Raw genomic sequence first — 18,845 nt, forward strand, 5'->3', positions numbered from 1 at the left:
TCACTCCCCCTAATACCTTATGTCTTTTGTTACTGCAGACTTTTTCGGAAGTCTTTCGCCTGTTTCTTGTACAATGATTACAGCTGCAATCACCATAATGATACCGGCATATTGCCACATCTGTAACTTTTCCTGAAAGATAAAGAAGCCGATAAGTGCTGCAACGACCGGCTCAATCGTTGCAATGATCGATGCTCTACTTGATTCGACATGCTGAAGCCCTTTGGTGTAAAGGATGAAAGCCATCATCGTAGATAGCAGTCCGAGTCCTACTATTGATATCCACGCTTTCACGTCCGCAAACAAATGCATCGCTGACCACAACCCACTAAATGGAGTAACTGCTATAGCAGCAAAGAGAAAGGTATAGACGGTCACAGTAAGAGAATCATATTTTTCAAGAGCGAACTTCCCAAAAATACTATAAAGCGCATAAAAGAAGCCCGAACCAATTCCAACAATCAATCCGTACAGTGAGATGGTTCCCGTAAAGTTTGGAAATACACCAATTACAAACGCACAACCAACTAAAGTGACAATCAGGGCTGCCATTTTTCGAAGTGTCAGTTTTTCTTTAAACAGAATTCGTGCAAAAATGGTTACAAATGCTGGGGCCGTATAAAGAAGTATAGCCGCAACAGAAATGGAGGTTTCCTCAATCGCTACAAACAAACACCAGTTGAACAACACGATACTAATGATCCCAGTTCCAATAAAATACTTACTATCAACCGGCTTGATTTTGAATGCTTGAGGATTCCTAAGCAACGTATATGTAAGTAAAAAAACAGAGGCCATTAGTGCCCTAGCAGCAACAACCTGCAAGGGAGAAAAGCCAATCTCATAAAGATTGTTTACAAATAAGCCGATGATTCCCCATAACGAAGCCCCAGCTGCAATTGACAAACCCGCAATTTTTTTATCCATTTGCGCCTCCCCCGATCACACAGTTTGCCCACATATTACCAGATATTCTTTCTATTTAAAAGATTTAATTACTATTATACCAAATGTTTACCAAATGAGCAGAAGTCGACTACTTATCTATATCCGAATAAAATAGATACTGATTTTTACCCTGCCGTTTCGCTACAAACATCGCCATATCCGCATGTTTCGACAGCAAATCTGTTGTCGTTCCATCCTTTGGGAACATTGCGATTCCAATACTTGATGTGACAAACACCGAAATATCCTCGAGTAGTACTGCCTCTTTTATAGAGTCAAGTAGTGATTGTGCTACTCGCTTCGTTTCCTCAACTGTCGTATTAGGAATAAAAATGGTAAACTCATCTCCTCCAATTCTTGAAATGATACCCTTTTGAGGCACACCTTCCCGTAATCGATTCGATATATTTTGAATTAACAAGTCCCCTGCATCATGTCCATAGGTGTCATTAATAGCCTTAAATCCATCTAAGTCAAGAAAAAGGACTGAAAGCTGCTTGTTTGTCTTTTCCATTTGTTCAATTGTTTTCGTTAGTTCTTTTGAGAAAAAACTTCTATTATACAGTCCTGTCAATGCATCTGAGTAGGCAAGCTGTTGCATCATATTCTCGGCTTCTTTACGCGCTGTTATATCCGAAAAAAACACTTGGACATAGGATTCCCCATCAATTTCATACGGAGAAGCTGAGACCTCTACAGAAATAGAGGTTTGATCAATACGAAGCATCTTTTCTTCAATTGGTTCAACCGATTTTCTTCCTTGACGAAGGCTTTTCCATCTATTTTTAATTAATTCATGGTAGTCAGGATGAATAAAGTTTAGAAAATGTTTTCCGATAATCTCTTCTTTGTTTTTTGCTCCAAGAATCTTGATTCCTGCAGGGTTTATGTAATGAATGATGCCATATTTATGAATCGTAATTCCAACTGGTGCTAACTCCACCAAGCGTTTGTAGTGCTCTTCACTTACCTTTAATCGTAGACGAAGTCTTTGGTCCATGCTTGCTTGGAAAAGAAGCAGGACCAGTAAAAGAAACAAAAATATACTGATTGTAGTCGCAATCGTATTCCCGGATAAGACATATCCACCCAAACTCTCGGGGTGATGAAATTCTTTCCTTTCAAAGGTTGTCGCACTCATTCCGACATAATGCATACCCACAATTCCAAGTCCTAATGCGACTGCTCCAGCGACTAAGTCCCACGTTTCATTTCGATATTTAGTAAAGATCCAAAATGCCAGCCCTGAGCCTAGAACTGCTGCTAGGAGCGAGAGTAGTAACAATAAGCTGGAATAGACAAGATTGGCTTCCATTTGCATGGACCTCATGCTGATAAAATGCATACCGAAAATGCCGATACCCATTAAGATACTGCTTACCACAAGCGTCCGCTCTTTTTTCCGATCTAGCATTAAAAAAGCCCATGTGGAAAAAAACACAATTCCTACAAGCGAGGTAAGTACAAGCAAAATATTATACGTGACTGTTACATCAATATGAACAGCTAGCATGCCAATAAAGTGTACAGCCCACACGCCACCACTAATAACTAAGGCTGAGGAAATAAGCCAAAATCGTTCCTTCTGAGTATGATTAATGTGTCTGCTTAACAAACGTAGTGCTACATATGAGGTAAAAATACCAACCAACACAGAGAGGATAACCATCCATAAATGATACCCCGTCGTATAGTTTTCGTGAGAATTCAGCATAAACAAAAACACCTTTTCCTTAAGGATTCGTAAAGAGTCTAAAACACCTCAAAAAATGAGTAGTATCAGTACACCCTTACGACCTACGATTTCAATACAATGCAAAAGTCCTTATCATTAGCATGGATGATTACAAAAAATGCATTCCAACAATTTTGGGTCACGCGTGCGGTGGGTCACGGGGACAGGTTCCCTGTCCCACAAAAAAGAACCCAAGAATCGGCATAGGTGCCATGCCGAATCTTGGTTCCTTCACTTCTAGTATTTTGTTGCGATTGGTTTTTGTCGTTTTAGGAAATGAAGCTTTGTTTCGGATATGATAATTGCACAAAGTATCAGTGCGGCACCTATTATCATTTTTACGGTTAAGATCTCATGTAAAATAATAACGGAGAATACCATACCCCAGAAGGCCTCTGTTGACAGAATGATTGCCGCATTGGTTTCTGTCGTATACTTTTGGGCAACTGTCTGCAATAAGAAGGCAATCGTTGTGGAGAATACCCCTAAGTAAAGCACATTTGAAACTCCTTCAAATTCTACAGAAACACTCGTTTCCCCTTTAAAAAGAACCACAATAAATCCTAATATCGTAGCGACGGCCATTTGAATAATTGTTAAATGGACGGGGTCTTCATCCTTCACAAATTGAGCCGTATAAAAGATATGAAAAGCAAATCCAACAGCACACAACAATGTCAAGAAGTCTCCTAGATTCACTCCCACTGAAAGCTTGAGAGATAAGACCCCAATACCAGTGATAGCCAAAATTGCACCTAGTATTTCAAACTTATCCATTTTTCGCTTATAGATGAAAAAGGCGATAAACGGAACGATGACAACATTCACCGCAGTTAAAAAAGCATTTTTCGATGGAGTGGTATATTGCAACCCCACCGTTTGCAAAGCAAATGCTACATATAAAAAGAATCCAATAAGCGAACCCTTCAGAAGCGTACTTTTCTTAATCGTCTTCAACTTCTTAAAAAATAATAAACTAAGTAATATCACACCAATCAGGAACCTGATTGCTAATATCTGATAGGGTGTATAGTACTCTAGCGATACCGCACTTGCTACAAACCCGCTCCCCCAAATGATCGCAACAATCGTAAGACCTATTTCCCCAATGTATTTCCGCATGTACCCCTCCGAAGATCTCTACCATTTTTTTATCTCATTCTATCACGAATTGCGGATCCAGTCATCGGGGATGGGTCAGGGGGACAGGCTCCCTGTCCCACCGTTCCAGATGCCTGTCTCAGGTCCCTATGATATACTAAATTCCATATTGTGATAGTGAGGTGGTTTTTTGAACTTTATCATGCAATTCTATAGAAAGATGACGCTGAAATATAAGATATTTTACATAATCGTTCTCCTTTGTTTTGTAGCAAGTCTTGTATTTGTTACCAACAACCATTCATTTTATGAAAAGCCGATTGCAAAAATAATTGAAACAAGCATAGTAGAGCAGACAGAAATGATTGATTCATTTGAGAATAAAGATATGATGTATACGCAACACATTCTGGCTGAAATAAAAAATGGAGACAAGAAAGGCAGTCAGATTAGGTTGGTCAATGAATACTCTTCGTCGAAAGCCTATGATTATGAGTATCGTGTCGGGAATGAAGTGTTTGTTACCTTTGATGAAACGAATGAAAGTGATACAGAGTTATCCGGAACCATTACAGAGTTAAAACGTGATACATATTTATTGTTTGTAGCTTGGGCTTTTGTTTTTATTTTACTATTGGTAGGTAAAAAACAAGGTCTATTTTCTATACTAAGCCTAGTCATCAATGCGGTCATTTTATCGTATGCATTGGATATTTATTTAGATAAACCAGACCGAAGCCTATTATTGATCTGTAGTGTCGGAATTATTTTATTTACCGTCATCTCTTTGCTACTCGTCAATGGATTTAATGAAAAAACATACTCAGCCATCCTCGCGACCTTACTTGGAACCTTTCTTTCATTATTCGTTGCAGTCATTGTCTTATGGGCAACCTCTGGACATGGCCTCCGTTTTGAGGAGTTACAATTTATTACTCGACCATATAAAACCGTCTTTATGGCTGGACTGTTTATCGGTTCCTTAGGAGCTGTAATGGATGTAGCTATCACGATGTCGTCTTCCATCTTTGGGTTATATGAAAAAAACAACAATATTTCAGTCAAAGCACTCGTGAAGTCAGGGATGGAGATTGGCAAGGATATCATGGGAACGATGACGAATATTTTGTTTTTCGCCTATATAAGTGGGTCCATCCCACTGCTGATTCTTTATTTTAAAAATGCATCTCCATTAGGTTTCACACTTACTATGAATCTTTCTCTGGAGCTGGCTCGAGCGTTAGCAGGAGGGATCGGTATTGTGTTAACTATACCTATTGGTCTGTATACGACTTTATTTTTCGTTTCTAGAAAGAGGGCAAGATCATGAATGCATTAGTCGTACTTGCTGCTATTTTGTTTCTTTCCATGGCCCTGATTGGTGGAAAAAAAGGGGTACGGTCATTTTTGGCGATATTCTTCAATTTTGGGGTAGTTATCGTTGCGATTATTCTTATGAATGATCCGAATCTGAATCCAATTTATATTACCCTAGTTGCCTGCGTTGCCATAAGTGGGATTAATTTGTTTTATATTAATGAGGTGAACAGCAAAACCAAAACTGCCTTCCTTTCTACAAGTATCACAACTGTGGTGTTGCTAATGTTTATCATTGTGCTAACCGAAAAAACAATGATTCAAGGATTTGGTGAAGAAGAAATTGAGGAACTTGGTGCGTTCTCTCTTTTTATTGGAGTAGACTTTGTCAAAATTGGTGCTTCGGTCATTATTATGAGTACCATTGGTGCGATTACAGATACGGCCATCGCGGTCTCCTCTCCCATGCGCGAAATCTATTATCACAATCCAACCCTTACTCGAAAAGAGTTATTCCTTTCTGGGTTGAGTATTGGTAGGGATATCCTTGGAACCAGCACAAACACATTATTTTTCGCCTTTTTCGGTGGTTACCTTGCGCTACTGATTTGGTTTAAGGATTTATCGTACTCGATGGGAGAAATTATCAATTCTAAAATATTCAGTGCTGAAATGATGACGATTCTATTTGCGGGAATTAGTGTAACACTTGTTATTCCAATTACGTCGTGGATCTCAGCTTTCATTTTCGTTAAAAAAAGGGAAGTTAGTGGAGCTTCAAAAGAATAGCTCAAAAAGCATCCCCTGTTTTAAAAAGACTGGGGATGCTCCTCATTCAATTGCTTTCATTTTCTTTTTGTAGAAAGCGATCTAATTTTTGGATAACCTCACTACTAATATGGGACTCGATTCGTTTCACTTCTTCGTTCTGCTCTACATCATGCCTATGAAGAGCTTTTCTCTTGAGTTTTCTAATCGTTCGGGGCTTCATCACGATTATGAAGGACTTTTCCTTCGAGACTGCTGCTCCATTTGGTCTTCATCACCCTTATGAAGGACTTTTCTCATATGTTTTCCAATCGCTCTGCTCTTCATCATGCCTATGAAGGACTTTTCCAATGACAGTGTTGCTTGATTTGGTCTTCATTCAACTAAATAAACATATTCTGTAAAAGATTTGGGTTAAATGGTTATATGTGAAGGTTTCCTAAATAAAAAAAGCCAATTCCCCTTATTAGGAAATTAGCTCTATTATGGTTGGACCAATTGGCCACACCCAAACTGGGTCAGGGAACCTGTCCCTCTGACCCAGTTACAGCGCTTCTTTGATTAGTTTCTTATAGTACAGTACAGATAGAATACCAAAGATTGAATAGAGCAGGGTGTATAGTACCATGACGATGATCATTGGGGTCCACATTTCTGTTCCGAACCAGAACCAGCCTGATTTTACAGCAAAGTAGCTGTGCGAGAGTCCGACGATTAATGGGATTCCGAAGTTAAATAACTGCTTAACCTTAATTCCATTTAGTAGATCAGTTCGCGTAAACCCTAATTTTCGTAAAATCGTGTAACTCGCTTTTTCCTCTTCTCCTTCGTCCATTTGCTTGAAGTAGAGGATGCATCCTGATGTAACGAGGAAGGCTAGTCCGAGGAATCCAACTATAAACATGATTAAGCCCATCATTTTTTTCTGATTGTTGAAGGTATCAAGTTGGGATTGATGTGCTGCCCATTCATCCAATTTTAGTTCATGAAACAGATCGTTTGCCTTCTCTACTTCATTTCTTTTTTCGATATCAATTCCAATTGAGACATCAAATTCGCTAGCTAATTCTGTATCAGCATCGGCCAACAATTGTTGGTACACCTTATCATCTACCACTGCAACTGGTAACCCGCCATTCGTTAATCGAAGTGGAAGCAGTTGCTTGTCTTCAAATCCTATAAACGTTAATTCGAGTGATCTTGTTTTCCCCTCTACCGTAAATTGACCTTTTTTAAATGTCATAAATGTCTTAATAGCGGAGTTGTGATTTACAAAGACGGACTCATTCTCCGCTACATCGATATCCCCGGCAGATTCATCTGAAACAACAACCAGCGGCATTTTCATGTCATCCTCACCACTTGTTGGGCTTTCAAGACTGATTTCCAGTATATTTGTTTGATCAGATTTAACGTGTAATAACGGAATCACAGACTTTGTATAGGCAATTTGATTTTGATCTAACACTCCTGTAAATTTGTTGGCATGCTCTTCATTTGGAATCGAAAAGTCATGAACAACACTCTCTTCTGCCGATTTTTCTGCTGAATAATACGAGATGTACGTAAGTGAAAGCAGACCTAGTGATAATGCCGAAACAGTTGTGATTACAGTGAGCAGGATTGAATTCGACCTCATCCGAAACATAATGGACGATAGTGACAACACCTTATGGACAGACAAATATCCGTTATTCTTTTTTCGAATCAAATTAAAAATAAAGCGAATCGAGCCTTTATAAAAGAAAAACGTCCCAATAATGACTGAGCCGAGGATTGTCACCATGGTTAGAAACATTTTCTCCACTGTTTGAAATTGCCCACTAAATAATTGCGTTGATAAATAGTAACCAAAGACAATCAGCCCGAGGCCTAGTATCCCGATTAGGATTTCTAGTACTGAGACCTTCCGCCTCTTCTCTTCTGTTGTTGAAGTGGAGTTAAACAAGGACAATATTTCTTGGCTTTTTATAAACAACGCATTGAAGACCATGATTATCACATAAAGGGCTGCGAACACAATTACTGTTTGAACAAGCGCCTCAGGTGAAAAACGAAGTTCAGCAACCTCCGATATTCCAATGGTTTTTAGAAGAATCATCATTACCAGTTTTGACGTAGCAAAACCAACCAAAATTCCAATAACCATCGACCCGAAATATAAAATCATATTCTCCACACTTAAAATCCAAAAGATTTTTCCCTTTGGTATTCCCACCAATTGAAACAAACCTATTTCTTTTCCACGGCGTTTGATGAATAAATTATTGGCATATACAAGGAATACCATAATGATTGCGATAAGCATTACAGAAGCTGATTTAAGAGCAGCTGCGCCTTTTACCGAACCAGTTGTGACATCCATTGATGGATCATATTGAAGCGTAACAAAGGCAAAATACAATGCAACGCTAAATACAAGTGCAAACACATACAGGTAGTAGTTTGTCACATTCTTTTTCAGATTTCGAAGGATGAGTTGATTAAAGCTCATGCTAAAACCCCACCTAACACACCCTGTGTCTTAATAATGTCATTAAAAAAGGACTGCCTGCTCTCTTCGCCTCGATTTAGTTTCGTGTAGATTTGCCCGTCTTTAATAAATATAACGCGGCTACAATAGCTTGCTGCAAGCGGATCATGGGTAACCATCACAATTGTGGCTTCCCGCTTATTGTTTAATTCACTAAGTTTATTGAGCAAATCAGAGGCTGATTTCGAATCAAGTGCTCCTGTCGGTTCATCTGCAAAAATGATACTCGGTTCATGAACAAAAGCACGTGCTGCAGAGGTTCGTTGCTTCTGTCCACCTGAAATTTCATTTGGATATTTATCCTTCACTTCATATATGCCTAATTCCTTTGCCACATTTTCAAACATGATTTGCGCGGCCTTATTTGATATCCGATTCACCGTAAGTGGCAACATAATATTTTCCTTCACCGTTAACGTATCGAGTAAATGATACTCCTGAAAAATAAACCCTAAATGACGTTTGCGAAACTCCGCCAATTGCTTATCCTTCATACTTGTAAATTCTTTTCCCTCAACTTGAATCGAACCCTGGGTCACACGATCAATTGAGGAAAGGACATTTAATAAGGTCGTTTTTCCAGATCCAGATGGACCCATGATGCCTACAAACTCTCCCTTTCTCACCTCTATATCAATGCCCTTAAGGACTTCTTGACGGTTCCATTTGTTTCCGTAGCTTTTACTAATTTTAGATCCTTCTAATATATTCAATCCTCTTCAACTCCTTTATTCTATCTCTATCTTAGATGGAATTTACGTTAGTTTCCTTCGAATCAGCGAACAAAACACGAAAGCATGTGACATTTTCGTCACATGCTAGTTAGTTCGGTAAAATCATTTTTCCTTGGGAAGATAAGGGTGAAACGTGTACCTTCTCCATATGTCGATTGCACATCAAAACGTATTTTTAAGGGTATCGATGCTTTTTTGGCTAGGTAAAGACCCATACCTGTTGCAGCGTGGTCCTTATGATTGCTTGTCGACGTAAAGCCTTTTTCAAATATTCGCGGGATATCCTTTGCCTTGATGCCTCGACCATAATCCTGGATTTCCAAGATTATGTTGCCATTTTTTTCATAGCTGCGAATTTCAATATCAGAGTCTTGGCTGTATTTGACAGCATTGGTTACGATTTGCCGGATGATAAAATGGAGCCACTTCTCGTCAGATAGGACTTCAGAATTCTGTATTGCCACATCAAATCCGACACCTTTTTGTAAGCACCATGATCTTAAAGATTTAATTTCTTCCATTAGTAGCTTTTCCAAATCAACCTTTTCAATGTATAGGTCATTCTCCATAAATGGGATTCGACGCTGATGGAGTTGTTGGTCGAGTAACAGATGAACCCGAAGCCATTCATACATGAGTTGGTCCTTTAACACACGATCCTCGATGCGACCTATCATTAACTGCATCGTCGTAAGTGGTGTTTTTACCTCATGAATCCATGATAATAATTCATCTTTCTCCTGCTCAACACTTGTGGAATGGCGATTGATTTCTTGTTTGTAAAACTCAATCTGTTGTTTCACTGCTTTTTCTATCATTCTTTCATATGGCGAACTTCCTTCTTGGATTCTTTCCACATCCACATTTGGATCCCATTCTTTCAGACTTTTATAAAATGAGATTTCTCTAGTGTAACGGATACTCAAAAATACTAGAAACAAGACAATGGATAAAAAGAAGATATAGAGTACGGATTGAAAAGATATGGCAGGGTCGAGATAGCCTATTAACAGTAGTAACCCTTGTAAAAAAAAGAAAAATAGAATCCAGCTTCGTTTTTCGATCAAATAATCCTTGATCATACGTTACTTCCTGCTTCTTTTGCCATATACCCTTGTCCTACCTTTGTTTCAATGCTTTGTCCTAGCCCAATTTCCTCCAAACGCTTTCGCAGACGATTAACATTCACGGTTAAGGTATTATCACTTACAAAACGCTCATCATTCCATAATTGTGTAATCAGTTCCTCGCGGCTCACAATTTGATTATTGTTTTCTACTAATATTTTCAATATGTACATTTCATTTTTCGTTAATTCAATCGCTCCTGCCTCATTTTGAACCGTGTTCTTCACGTAATCAATGGTTGCGGAGTTCCAGACTTTTAAGTGCATTTGTTGTTCCACGCTATAGTTATAGACACGTCGTAGGACTGCCTGGATTTTCGCAATGAGGACATCAAAATGAAACGGCTTCTGCACAAAATCATCTGCACCAAGTTGCATCGACATCACCATATCCGTCGGATGGTCGCGCGATGACAGAAAAATGATCGGGACCTTCGAGTGAGTACGAATCATCCGACACCAATGAAAGCCATCAAACTTAGGCAACTGAATATCAATAATCACCAAGTCCGGCTGGATGCTCGTAAACTCCTTCATCACACTACTAAAATCCTCAATCCCATACACATCATACGACCACTGAGACAACCGCTCATGAATCTCCTTATACAACGTCACATCATCTTCAATCAACAAAATCTTAAACACTACAATCACCTTCTAGGTCAGGGGGACAGGCTCCTTGTCCCACCATCTTATTGGGTCACGGGGACAGGTTCCTTGTCCCACTATCATGTTGGGTCACGGGGACAGGTTCCTTGTCCCACCCATGTATTACTCTCATTTTATACCAAAAAGTACCACACTGCACTCTTCTGGTATAATGAAGTCTACAAGAGGTGAGAGAATGCAAAAGCTCAAATTTGAAGATGCGTGGGACCGGACGATTTCGCTGAAGGATCGAGAAGAGATTACGAGAATCTTTCAAGAGTCAGTAGATTCTTTAGAGGAAGGGATTATTTTCACACCCGTCTGGATCGCGGAAAATTATAAGAAGGAACAGTTACTAACCGTTATCGTACATAATCAAACATCTGAGGATCTTTTGTTTGAAGATACTATCTTGCAGTTTTGTGATGGTGAGGTAGTGTTAGAGGAGCATAGCTTTACGATTCCAGCGGTGCATGTTGTATCGAGAACGAGTATGCCTTGGACATTTATTTTTCCAGAGAGTAGTGTTGAAGCAGTTCCTATAATGCATAATATAAGCTTACGCGTAAAAAGAGAGAAGTAGATTTCCTATTAGGAAATTACTTCTCTCTTTTCATTAGTGATCGCGAATTCAAATTCTGGGTCAAGGTTCCTGTCCCCCTGTCCCACGGGACATGGTAACCAGTCCCACCACTCAACTATCTAGCACTCAGATAGTAGGTGATGGATTGGTAGTCTCCGGAGCGTTGGGCGTGGTGGTAGTTGGCGCCGTTGAATTCTGTTGGTAGGGGTAGGCCGTGATACATTAGTTCGTCACCGTAGAATGCCCCAGCTAGGTTTTCAATTTTATATAAGACGTTTGGGTCTAAGCCTTTTAGCCCCAGGACTTGTTGTTTGTTTGGATTTGGGGTGGCGAGTACCTTATACCAGCCAACTAAAGCCTCTTTTTTGTCCTTTGAAACAATCATCCATGCAGTTTCATTGTTTTCAAACGGACTCACTAGTCGATAAAAATCCCCGTCACGCACAAGGTTTCGTTGTTTTTTATAAAACTGAACTTGCTCCTTAATGATCTTTCTTTCTTCCTCACTCAATTCAAGTGGATTCAGTTCATATCCGAATGTACCAAAGTACGCCGTATTGGCTCTTGTATCAATGGAAGTAGAACGCTTGGTTTGATGGTTTGGTGCCGCAGATACATGTGAACCCATACTATAAACCGGATACGCAAGTGAAGTCCCATACTGAATTTTTAAACGTTCCACGGCATCGGTATCATCACTTGTCCAGGCTTGTGGAGCGTAATAGAACATACCTGGATCAAATCGACCGCCACCGCCTGCACAGGATTCAAATAATACGTCAGGAAATTCAACTGTTAATTTTTCGTATAAGTCATACACACCTAAAATATACCGGTGGAAGAACTCACCTTGTTGGTCAGCATGCAAGGCAGCCGAATAGGCATCGGTAATATTACGATTCATGTCCCATTTAATATACGAAAGCTTTGTTCTTTTGATGATATCTGCCATCCTCCGATATAGAAAGTCCACGACATCACTTCTGGAGAAATCTAACACAAGCTGATTACGTCCAAATGTATGATGCTCTCCCTGTCTTCCTACCACCCATTCAGGGTGCTCATTGTATAATTGACTTCTCGGATTAATCATTTCTGGCTCAAACCATAACCCAAACTTCATGCCAATCTCGTTCAATTTTTGTGCTAATGAAGGTAAACCATGTGGTAATTTCTCTTCATTTTCAAACCAATCGCCGAGGGAGGATGTGTCGTCATTTCGTTTTCCAAACCAACCATCATCTAATACAAACAACTCAATCCCGAGTTCCTTCGCACTTTCCGCAATTTGGATAAGCTTATCTTCATTAAAATCAAAATAGGTTGCTTCCCAATTGTTTAGTAAAATAGGTCGCTCTTCTGTTTTCCACGGATCGCGGATTAACTGATTTCTGTATAAATCATGAAAGGTTTGGCTCATCCCATTTAACCCTTCGTCAGAAAACACCATCACTACCTCCGGTGCTTGGAAGCTTTCACCTGGTCTAACCTTCCACGAAAACTGATGTGGGTGTATCCCCATCATCACTCTTGTCACGTCATAATGGTCGACTTCCACTTGTGCTAAGAAATTGCTGCTATAGATAAAATTAAACCCGTATACCTCATTGACATGCTCAGTTGTGTCATTTCTCTTAAGTGCGAGAAACGGATTATGATGATGGGAACTTGCTCCACGAATACTAGAAATAGAGTGGGTTCCTTGCACCAATTCACGTTCTTTAATATGTCGTTCTCTAGACCAGGTTCCCGCTAAGTGGACCATTGAAAAATCCTTACTAGGAAGGTCGATTGAAGAACTCATAATTTTCTTAATAGTTAAGTCGTCCGAACCTACATTTCTCACAGCCACACTTCGCGTAATAACAGAATAGTGATGAAAAATTGAATACGATAAAAGTAACTCGGTATTTGCTGTATCATCTACTAAGGTAATATGTATGGTTGTTGCCTCATTACTATCTGCGTACGTAGCTGGTAACCCTTCAAGCTTTGGTTTCCCCTGTGAGATTTCGTAATCCTTAAAAGAAAATTGATTCCCAATTCGACCTTCACTCGTTTGGAGTTCAATCGCAGCATCCCGGAAATCCCCCTTCCCATAGACAGGGTATTCCTGGCGGATCGTTTCCAGTGAAAACGCTGGGTCATTTTCATAGTAGTGACAACTTGCAGGTGTAGGAACATCAGTAATCTGGAAATGTGAGAAATCCTCACGATGCCGAATTGCTTTTCCAAAATACAGCTGACCAAGACCTCCATTTTTTAACACATTGAAAATATAACTAATCTTACCATTCGTTAAATGAAACTGATTGGATTGTTCGTTCACAAAGATATACACAATATACACCCCTAACATATAGACCAGACAGGCTCCCTGCCTCAGTTTGGTGGGTCAGAGGGACAGGTTCCCTGTCAATTTGATGGGTCAGAGGGACAGGTTCCCTGTCCCACTTTTCAAATGGGTCACTTGACCTGTCCCCTGTCCCACCACCAATTTCCCTGTCCCACTTTATTTAATTGGTTGGATGATGAATTCAAATTCGATGTTTTGGTTTGGTTTGATTAGGTGTTCTGGGTATACGGGTGCGCCCCAGCTGTCGTCGCCGCCGACGCCCATTTGTTTGCCTGCTACGGTAACGACTGTATAGTGTACATTGGGCAATTCATAATGGTGTGCTGCGTTTTCGAGTTCAAATGCTGTATACGGTGAGAAATTACATTCTACTGGACTAGCAGACGCAGCAATTTTTATTCCATGTCCGTCATCATTTGTGAGGTTGACCCAGCGTACGCCCGTGCGATTTCCAGATTCTTGCGGTTTTACATATCCTGATAGATTGTCTGCAACCTTATTGGTGAATACCCCAAGTCGTGCCCCAGTTGCGCGGTCTGAATAGTTTTCTTCAGGTCCCATTGCGTACCATTCTAATTGGTCATAGTCAGCAGGAACCTTGAATGAAACTGCATAGATTGGCATTTGTGGAAGATTTTCCGCACCATGATAGACTGACTTTACACGCACACTTCCATCTGCAAATACGGTGAATGTATTTTTCACTTCAATTTCTGAGTGAATCGAGAATTTATAGGTAAAGGTAACATGTACTCTATCCTTCTGCTCCTCTACATCCCACCCAATTGATTTACGAGCAAGGCTAGCAGCATACCAGCATCCTGAGGTAAACCCTTGAGCATATCCTCTGTCATTATCGGTTGTCGCTCTCCAGAATAACGGAAGCAGTGGAGCTTCAATCATCTCTCTACCTCCATATTTCATAGAAATAAGACTTCCGGCTTTTCTACAAAACATAATTGAAAAATCTCTGCCGTGTACGCCCACGTTTTGTGTCCCATACGCTACTCGTATATCCCCACTAGGAATGGGAACTACACGCTTTTTCTCCTCAAACACATATTGTCCGAAGGCAATTTCATAACCAGCGTCTGCCCAAAGCTCTTCCTCTTTCAATGTAAAGGATGCATGAACGACATATTCACCTGCTTCACTTAGCAACTCAGCCGGCCATTGGAATTCAACCCTGCCCTCACTTTGCGCCGCAATTACCACTGTTTGGCCTATATTTCGGTATAATTCTTTTCCATCTAAAAATAAAACATATTCCAGATCATACTTAGAAGTATCTTCAAATAAACTCTCATTCTTTATCGCAACCCCTGTTTTATCAACAGTTAGTTTGATATTTTGATATAAATATTTTACTTCCTGCATCTTTGGTGATAGTTCACGATTTGCATAGACAATTCCATCTGTACAGAAACCATAGTCTGTAGGACGATCGCCAAAATCTCCTCCATATGCTAGGAACTCTTTGCCATAGCGGTCTTTTTTTACAATCGCTTGATCAATATAATCCCAGATAAATCCACCTTGGTACATCTCATATTTCGTTTCAAGGGCTGTATATTTGTCCATCCCTCCAAGCGAGTTACCCATGGCATGCATATACTCACAGCTAATATACGGCTTTTCTGGATTATCATTTAAATATTCCTCAATATCTGCTGGCTTTGCATACATACGGCTTTCCATATCACTGCTGTCATTGTAAGCACGGTTATGGAACACGCCCTCATAATGGACAAGTCGGCTAGGATCGACTGATTTAAAATAACGAGTTACATTCAAAATAACTTCACCTGCATATGACTCATTCCCACATGACCAGATCAAGATAGATGGGTGGTTTTTGTCTCGTTGAACCATTGAAATTGCTCGGTCTAACACAATATCTTGCCATTCTGGCTTGTTTCCTGGAATATTCCATGAAGGCTCCACTGCCCCATTTTTTTGCCAAGAACCATGTGTTTCCAAATTCATTTCATCAATCACATAGACTCCATACTCATCACATAACTCATACCAATAACTTTGATTTGGATAATGAGATGTACGAACTGCATTGATATTATGCTGCTTCAAGGTTTTGATATCCCAGAGCATATCTTCCTTTGTAATCGCACGCCCTTTTCGGTGGTTGAATTCATGGCGATTTACTCCTTTAAAAACAATTCTCTCGCCATTTAGTTTCATGATTTTATCTACAAGCTCGAACTTTCGGAACCCAACCTTTTGTGGAATGACCTCTACTAGTTCACCCAAAGCGTTATAGAGTTGAATATAAAGCTTATACAAATAAGGACTTTCCGCACTCCAAAGCTCTGGAGCTTCCACATCGATTGATACCGAACTAGTTTCACCACTAAGTTGACTACTTTGTTTCGCTACAAGTTTTCCTTTTTTATCACAAAGCTCTACGACTACCTTGGTTCCGACAGGAACATTTGGTAGTAGCTTTAGGTCTACTTTGAGCTCGCCATTTTTATAAGAAGAATCAAGATCTGTATGAATGTGTATATCCTGTGCATGAATGTCAGGCATTGTGTAAAGATAGACATCTCTAAAAATACCAGAAAATCTCCAGAAGTCTTGATCTTCAAGCCAGCTACCTGTACTACGTTGGAACACCTCTACCGCAAGCTTGTTTTCTCCTTCCGTTAAAAATGGAGTTAAGTCAAACTCAGCAGGAGTGAAGCTGTCCTCACTGTACCCAACAAATTCACCGTTCAACCAAACATAGAACGCAGACTCAACACCCTGGAACGAAATATAAACAGGCTTATTCTCCATGTTCGCAGGAACGGTAAAGTACTTCACATAACTGCCAACTGGGTTAAAATCCTTTGGGATTTCTGGTGGGCGCACATCGCTATGGCCATCCCAAGGATAAATCGTATTCACATATTGCGGCGTTCCATACCCTTGTAATTGAATATGGCCAGGAACCGTTATATCTCCCCAAGCCGAGCATTCAAAATCAAGCTCATAAAAACGCTCTGGTCTTGAATCTGGATTAATCGCATAATTAAATTTCCAGTTTCCGTTCAAGTCATAACGCATGTTCATTGGAGCAGCTTCCTTCGCTTCCTCCATTGTTGCATAGTACACATGATCCGAATGTGCCGGCACTCGGTTAACTGCGAACACATTCAAATCAGTCAACCAATCGATACTTGGATTTTTCACTAGTTTTGTGTCTTGCGTTTGAGTTTTAGTCATCATGTACTCTTCCTTTCTATAAAGCTACTTATTTTACTGATCCCATCATTCCAGCTACGAAATGTCTTTGAAGCAAGAAGAAGATGAGTGCTGTTGGTAATGTTGCAATAACAATTGTTGTCATAATAATCCCGAAATCTGGTGAATGACTAGACCCTAGATTCGATATGAGCAACGGAATCGTATGGTTTTCTGGAGACTGTAAAACCACGAGTGGCCACAAGTAATTGTTCCAGCTCGCCATGAACGTAATAATCGCAGCTGCTGCATAGGTTGTTTTCATTGTAGGCACGTAGATTCGGAAGAAAACACCAAGCTCTGTTAGGCCATCTATTCGTCCCGCTTCTAGTAGCTCTTTTGGGAACATCTTTGTATTTTGTCTGAAAAAGAAGATCAGAAATGCTGTTGTAATACTTGGCAACATGGCTGATGTTAATGTATCAATCCCAATCCCAGGTGCGAATTGAGAAATTGTCCCAAACATGCGGAATAACGGAATCATTAATGCCGCAAAAGGGATCATCATGGAAAGCAGCAAAATATTAAACACAACATCCTTCGCCTTACTTCTGTACATTTCAAATCCGTAACCAGCAAGTGATGCAATAACGAGAGCCAAAATCGTAGTAACAATCGATATAATGGCTGAGTTTGTTAAGGCTGGAACAAGGTCTACTGAATTAAGTAGATTACGGAAGTTCTCTAACAAATGGGTCCCTGGCAATAATCTCCCTTTTGTTACATCTACAGATTTATTCGTTGCGCTCACAATCATCCAAATAAATGGAAAGATCGAGACGATTGCGAAGATTGATAGAATAAGATACATGAAAAATCGTTTTAGTTTATCCATTTTTATCACCTGCTACTTTGAACTGAATGATAGAGAAGAAGATGATCATGATAACAATTGCGTATGAGACAGTCGCCGCATATCCAAAATCAGGTGTGTATTTGAATGAAAGATTATAGATATATTGCGAAATGGTTAAGGTTGAATTCCCTGGTCCACCCTTTGTAATATTCATAACTTCATCAAACAACTGAAGCGTACCAATCGTTGATGTAATTGATGTAAATAAGATAATTGGCTTTAGCATCGGAATCGTAATTTTAAAGAATTGTTGAAAGGCATTTGCACCATCAATTTTTGCTGCTTCATAAATAGAGTCATCCACGTTTTGAAGAGCGGATAGATAGAAAATCATGTTGTAACCTGTCCAACGCCATGTGATCGCAATAATAATTGTTACCTTTGCCCAGAACGGATCGGTTAGCCATTGGATCGGTTCCGAGATAAACGAAAGATCAATGAGCATTTTGTTAATGATGCCGTTTGTACCAAATAGGTATTTAAATACAACAGAATACGCAACAAGTGACGTAATACATGGTAAAAAGATGGCAGTTCGGAAGAATCCTTTTAGCTTCAATTTCTTGTCATTTAGCATAACAGAGATAACTAATGCCAGAATAATCATCACGGGTACTTGGATGATGAGGTAGATCACTGTGTTTTTCACGGCAGCAATAAAAGTCGGATCCGTAAATAATCGGAGATAATTATCGAAACCTACAAATGTTAGGTTGGTTCCAGCACCTGTTTGAAAAGATAGAATAAGTGCTTGGATCATTGGGTAAAAGTAGAACAAACAGATCATTACCGTTGCGATTGCGATAAAGGACCAACCGATTAGCCCACTTTTAAAACGAAGTTTATTCATAGGCTTTTTTGGGTTCGACTGAATGTTCTGCTTCGCAGTTGCTG

14 protein-coding genes are annotated in these 18,845 nt (G+C 39.8%); 3 read left to right on the plus strand and 11 right to left on the minus strand.

Annotated elements, in window-relative coordinates:
• Positions 1 to 9: 9 nt before the first annotated feature.
• From ACWNMY_RS08155 to ACWNMY_RS08165, 3 genes are all read right to left on the minus strand, one after another.
• Positions 10 to 927 (minus strand): DMT family transporter, encoded by a 918-nt coding sequence (locus ACWNMY_RS08155; protein WP_449537734.1) that lies wholly within the window; start codon positions 925 to 927, stop codon positions 10 to 12.
• 109 nt (positions 928 to 1,036) lie between these two features.
• Positions 1,037 to 2,662 carry a diguanylate cyclase domain-containing protein gene (locus ACWNMY_RS08160; protein WP_449537735.1) on the minus strand — a complete coding sequence of 542 codons (1,626 nt, stop codon included), beginning with the start codon at positions 2,660 to 2,662 and terminating at the stop codon, positions 1,037 to 1,039.
• 258 nt (positions 2,663 to 2,920) lie between these two features.
• Positions 2,921 to 3,805, minus strand: a complete 885-nt coding sequence (locus tag ACWNMY_RS08165) for a DMT family transporter (RefSeq protein ID WP_449537736.1) — start codon at positions 3,803 to 3,805, stop codon at positions 2,921 to 2,923.
• Positions 3,806 to 3,986: 181 nt separating this feature from the next.
• Between ACWNMY_RS08165 and ACWNMY_RS08170 the strand changes: the two genes are divergently transcribed.
• Together ACWNMY_RS08170 and ACWNMY_RS08175 are read left to right on the plus strand one after the other, a co-directional pair.
• Positions 3,987 to 5,114: a YibE/F family protein gene (locus ACWNMY_RS08170; protein ID WP_449538415.1), complete on the plus strand. Its 1,128-nt coding sequence runs from the start codon at positions 3,987 to 3,989 to the stop codon at positions 5,112 to 5,114.
• Positions 5,111 to 5,890: a YibE/F family protein gene (locus tag ACWNMY_RS08175; RefSeq protein WP_449537737.1), complete on the plus strand. Its 780-nt coding sequence runs from the start codon at positions 5,111 to 5,113 to the stop codon at positions 5,888 to 5,890. The genes ACWNMY_RS08170 and ACWNMY_RS08175 overlap by 4 nt, the downstream gene beginning before the upstream one ends.
• Positions 5,891 to 6,413: 523 nt before the next feature.
• Here the strand turns inward: ACWNMY_RS08175 and ACWNMY_RS08180 are convergent.
• The 4 genes from ACWNMY_RS08180 to ACWNMY_RS08195 form a co-directional block, all read right to left on the minus strand.
• Positions 6,414 to 8,363, minus strand: a complete 1,950-nt coding sequence (locus ACWNMY_RS08180; RefSeq protein WP_449537738.1) for an ABC transporter permease — start codon at positions 8,361 to 8,363, stop codon at positions 6,414 to 6,416.
• Positions 8,360 to 9,115, minus strand: a complete 756-nt coding sequence (locus ACWNMY_RS08185; RefSeq protein ID WP_449537739.1) for an ABC transporter ATP-binding protein — start codon at positions 9,113 to 9,115, stop codon at positions 8,360 to 8,362. The genes ACWNMY_RS08180 and ACWNMY_RS08185 overlap by 4 nt, the downstream gene beginning before the upstream one ends.
• A 98-nt stretch (positions 9,116 to 9,213) precedes the next feature.
• Positions 9,214 to 10,218: an ATP-binding protein gene (locus ACWNMY_RS08190; RefSeq protein ID WP_449537740.1), complete on the minus strand. Its 1,005-nt coding sequence runs from the start codon at positions 10,216 to 10,218 to the stop codon at positions 9,214 to 9,216.
• A complete protein-coding gene (locus tag ACWNMY_RS08195; RefSeq protein WP_449537741.1) occupies positions 10,215 to 10,910 on the minus strand; it encodes a response regulator in 696 nt (231 codons plus the stop codon). Before ACWNMY_RS08195 ends, ACWNMY_RS08190 begins: the two co-directional genes overlap by 4 nt.
• Positions 10,911 to 11,109: 199 nt before the next feature.
• On the opposite strand from ACWNMY_RS08195, the gene ACWNMY_RS08200 reads away from it, so the two are divergent.
• On the plus strand, positions 11,110 to 11,496 hold the full coding sequence (locus ACWNMY_RS08200) for an SLAP domain-containing protein (protein ID WP_449537742.1): 387 nt from the start codon (positions 11,110 to 11,112) through the stop codon (positions 11,494 to 11,496).
• A 115-nt stretch (positions 11,497 to 11,611) separates the two neighbouring features.
• Here the strand turns inward: ACWNMY_RS08200 and ACWNMY_RS08205 are convergent, their stop codons facing one another.
• From ACWNMY_RS08205 to ACWNMY_RS08220, 4 genes are all read right to left on the minus strand, one after another.
• Positions 11,612 to 13,837 (minus strand): alpha-galactosidase, encoded by a 2,226-nt coding sequence (locus ACWNMY_RS08205; RefSeq protein ID WP_449537743.1) that lies wholly within the window; start codon positions 13,835 to 13,837, stop codon positions 11,612 to 11,614.
• A gap of 171 nt (positions 13,838 to 14,008) precedes the next feature.
• Complete coding sequence (locus ACWNMY_RS08210) at positions 14,009 to 17,077, minus strand: glycoside hydrolase family 2 TIM barrel-domain containing protein (protein ID WP_449537744.1); 3,069 nt, start codon at positions 17,075 to 17,077, stop codon at positions 14,009 to 14,011.
• Between the two features lie 28 nt (positions 17,078 to 17,105).
• A complete protein-coding gene (locus ACWNMY_RS08215) occupies positions 17,106 to 17,930 on the minus strand; it encodes a carbohydrate ABC transporter permease (protein ID WP_449537745.1) in 825 nt (274 codons plus the stop codon).
• On the minus strand, positions 17,923 to 18,801 hold the full coding sequence (locus tag ACWNMY_RS08220) for a carbohydrate ABC transporter permease (RefSeq protein ID WP_449538416.1): 879 nt from the start codon (positions 18,799 to 18,801) through the stop codon (positions 17,923 to 17,925). Before ACWNMY_RS08220 ends, ACWNMY_RS08215 begins: the two co-directional genes overlap by 8 nt.
• Positions 18,802 to 18,845 lie beyond the last annotated feature (44 nt).

This window comes from Ferdinandcohnia sp. Marseille-Q9671 (genome assembly GCF_976954385.1).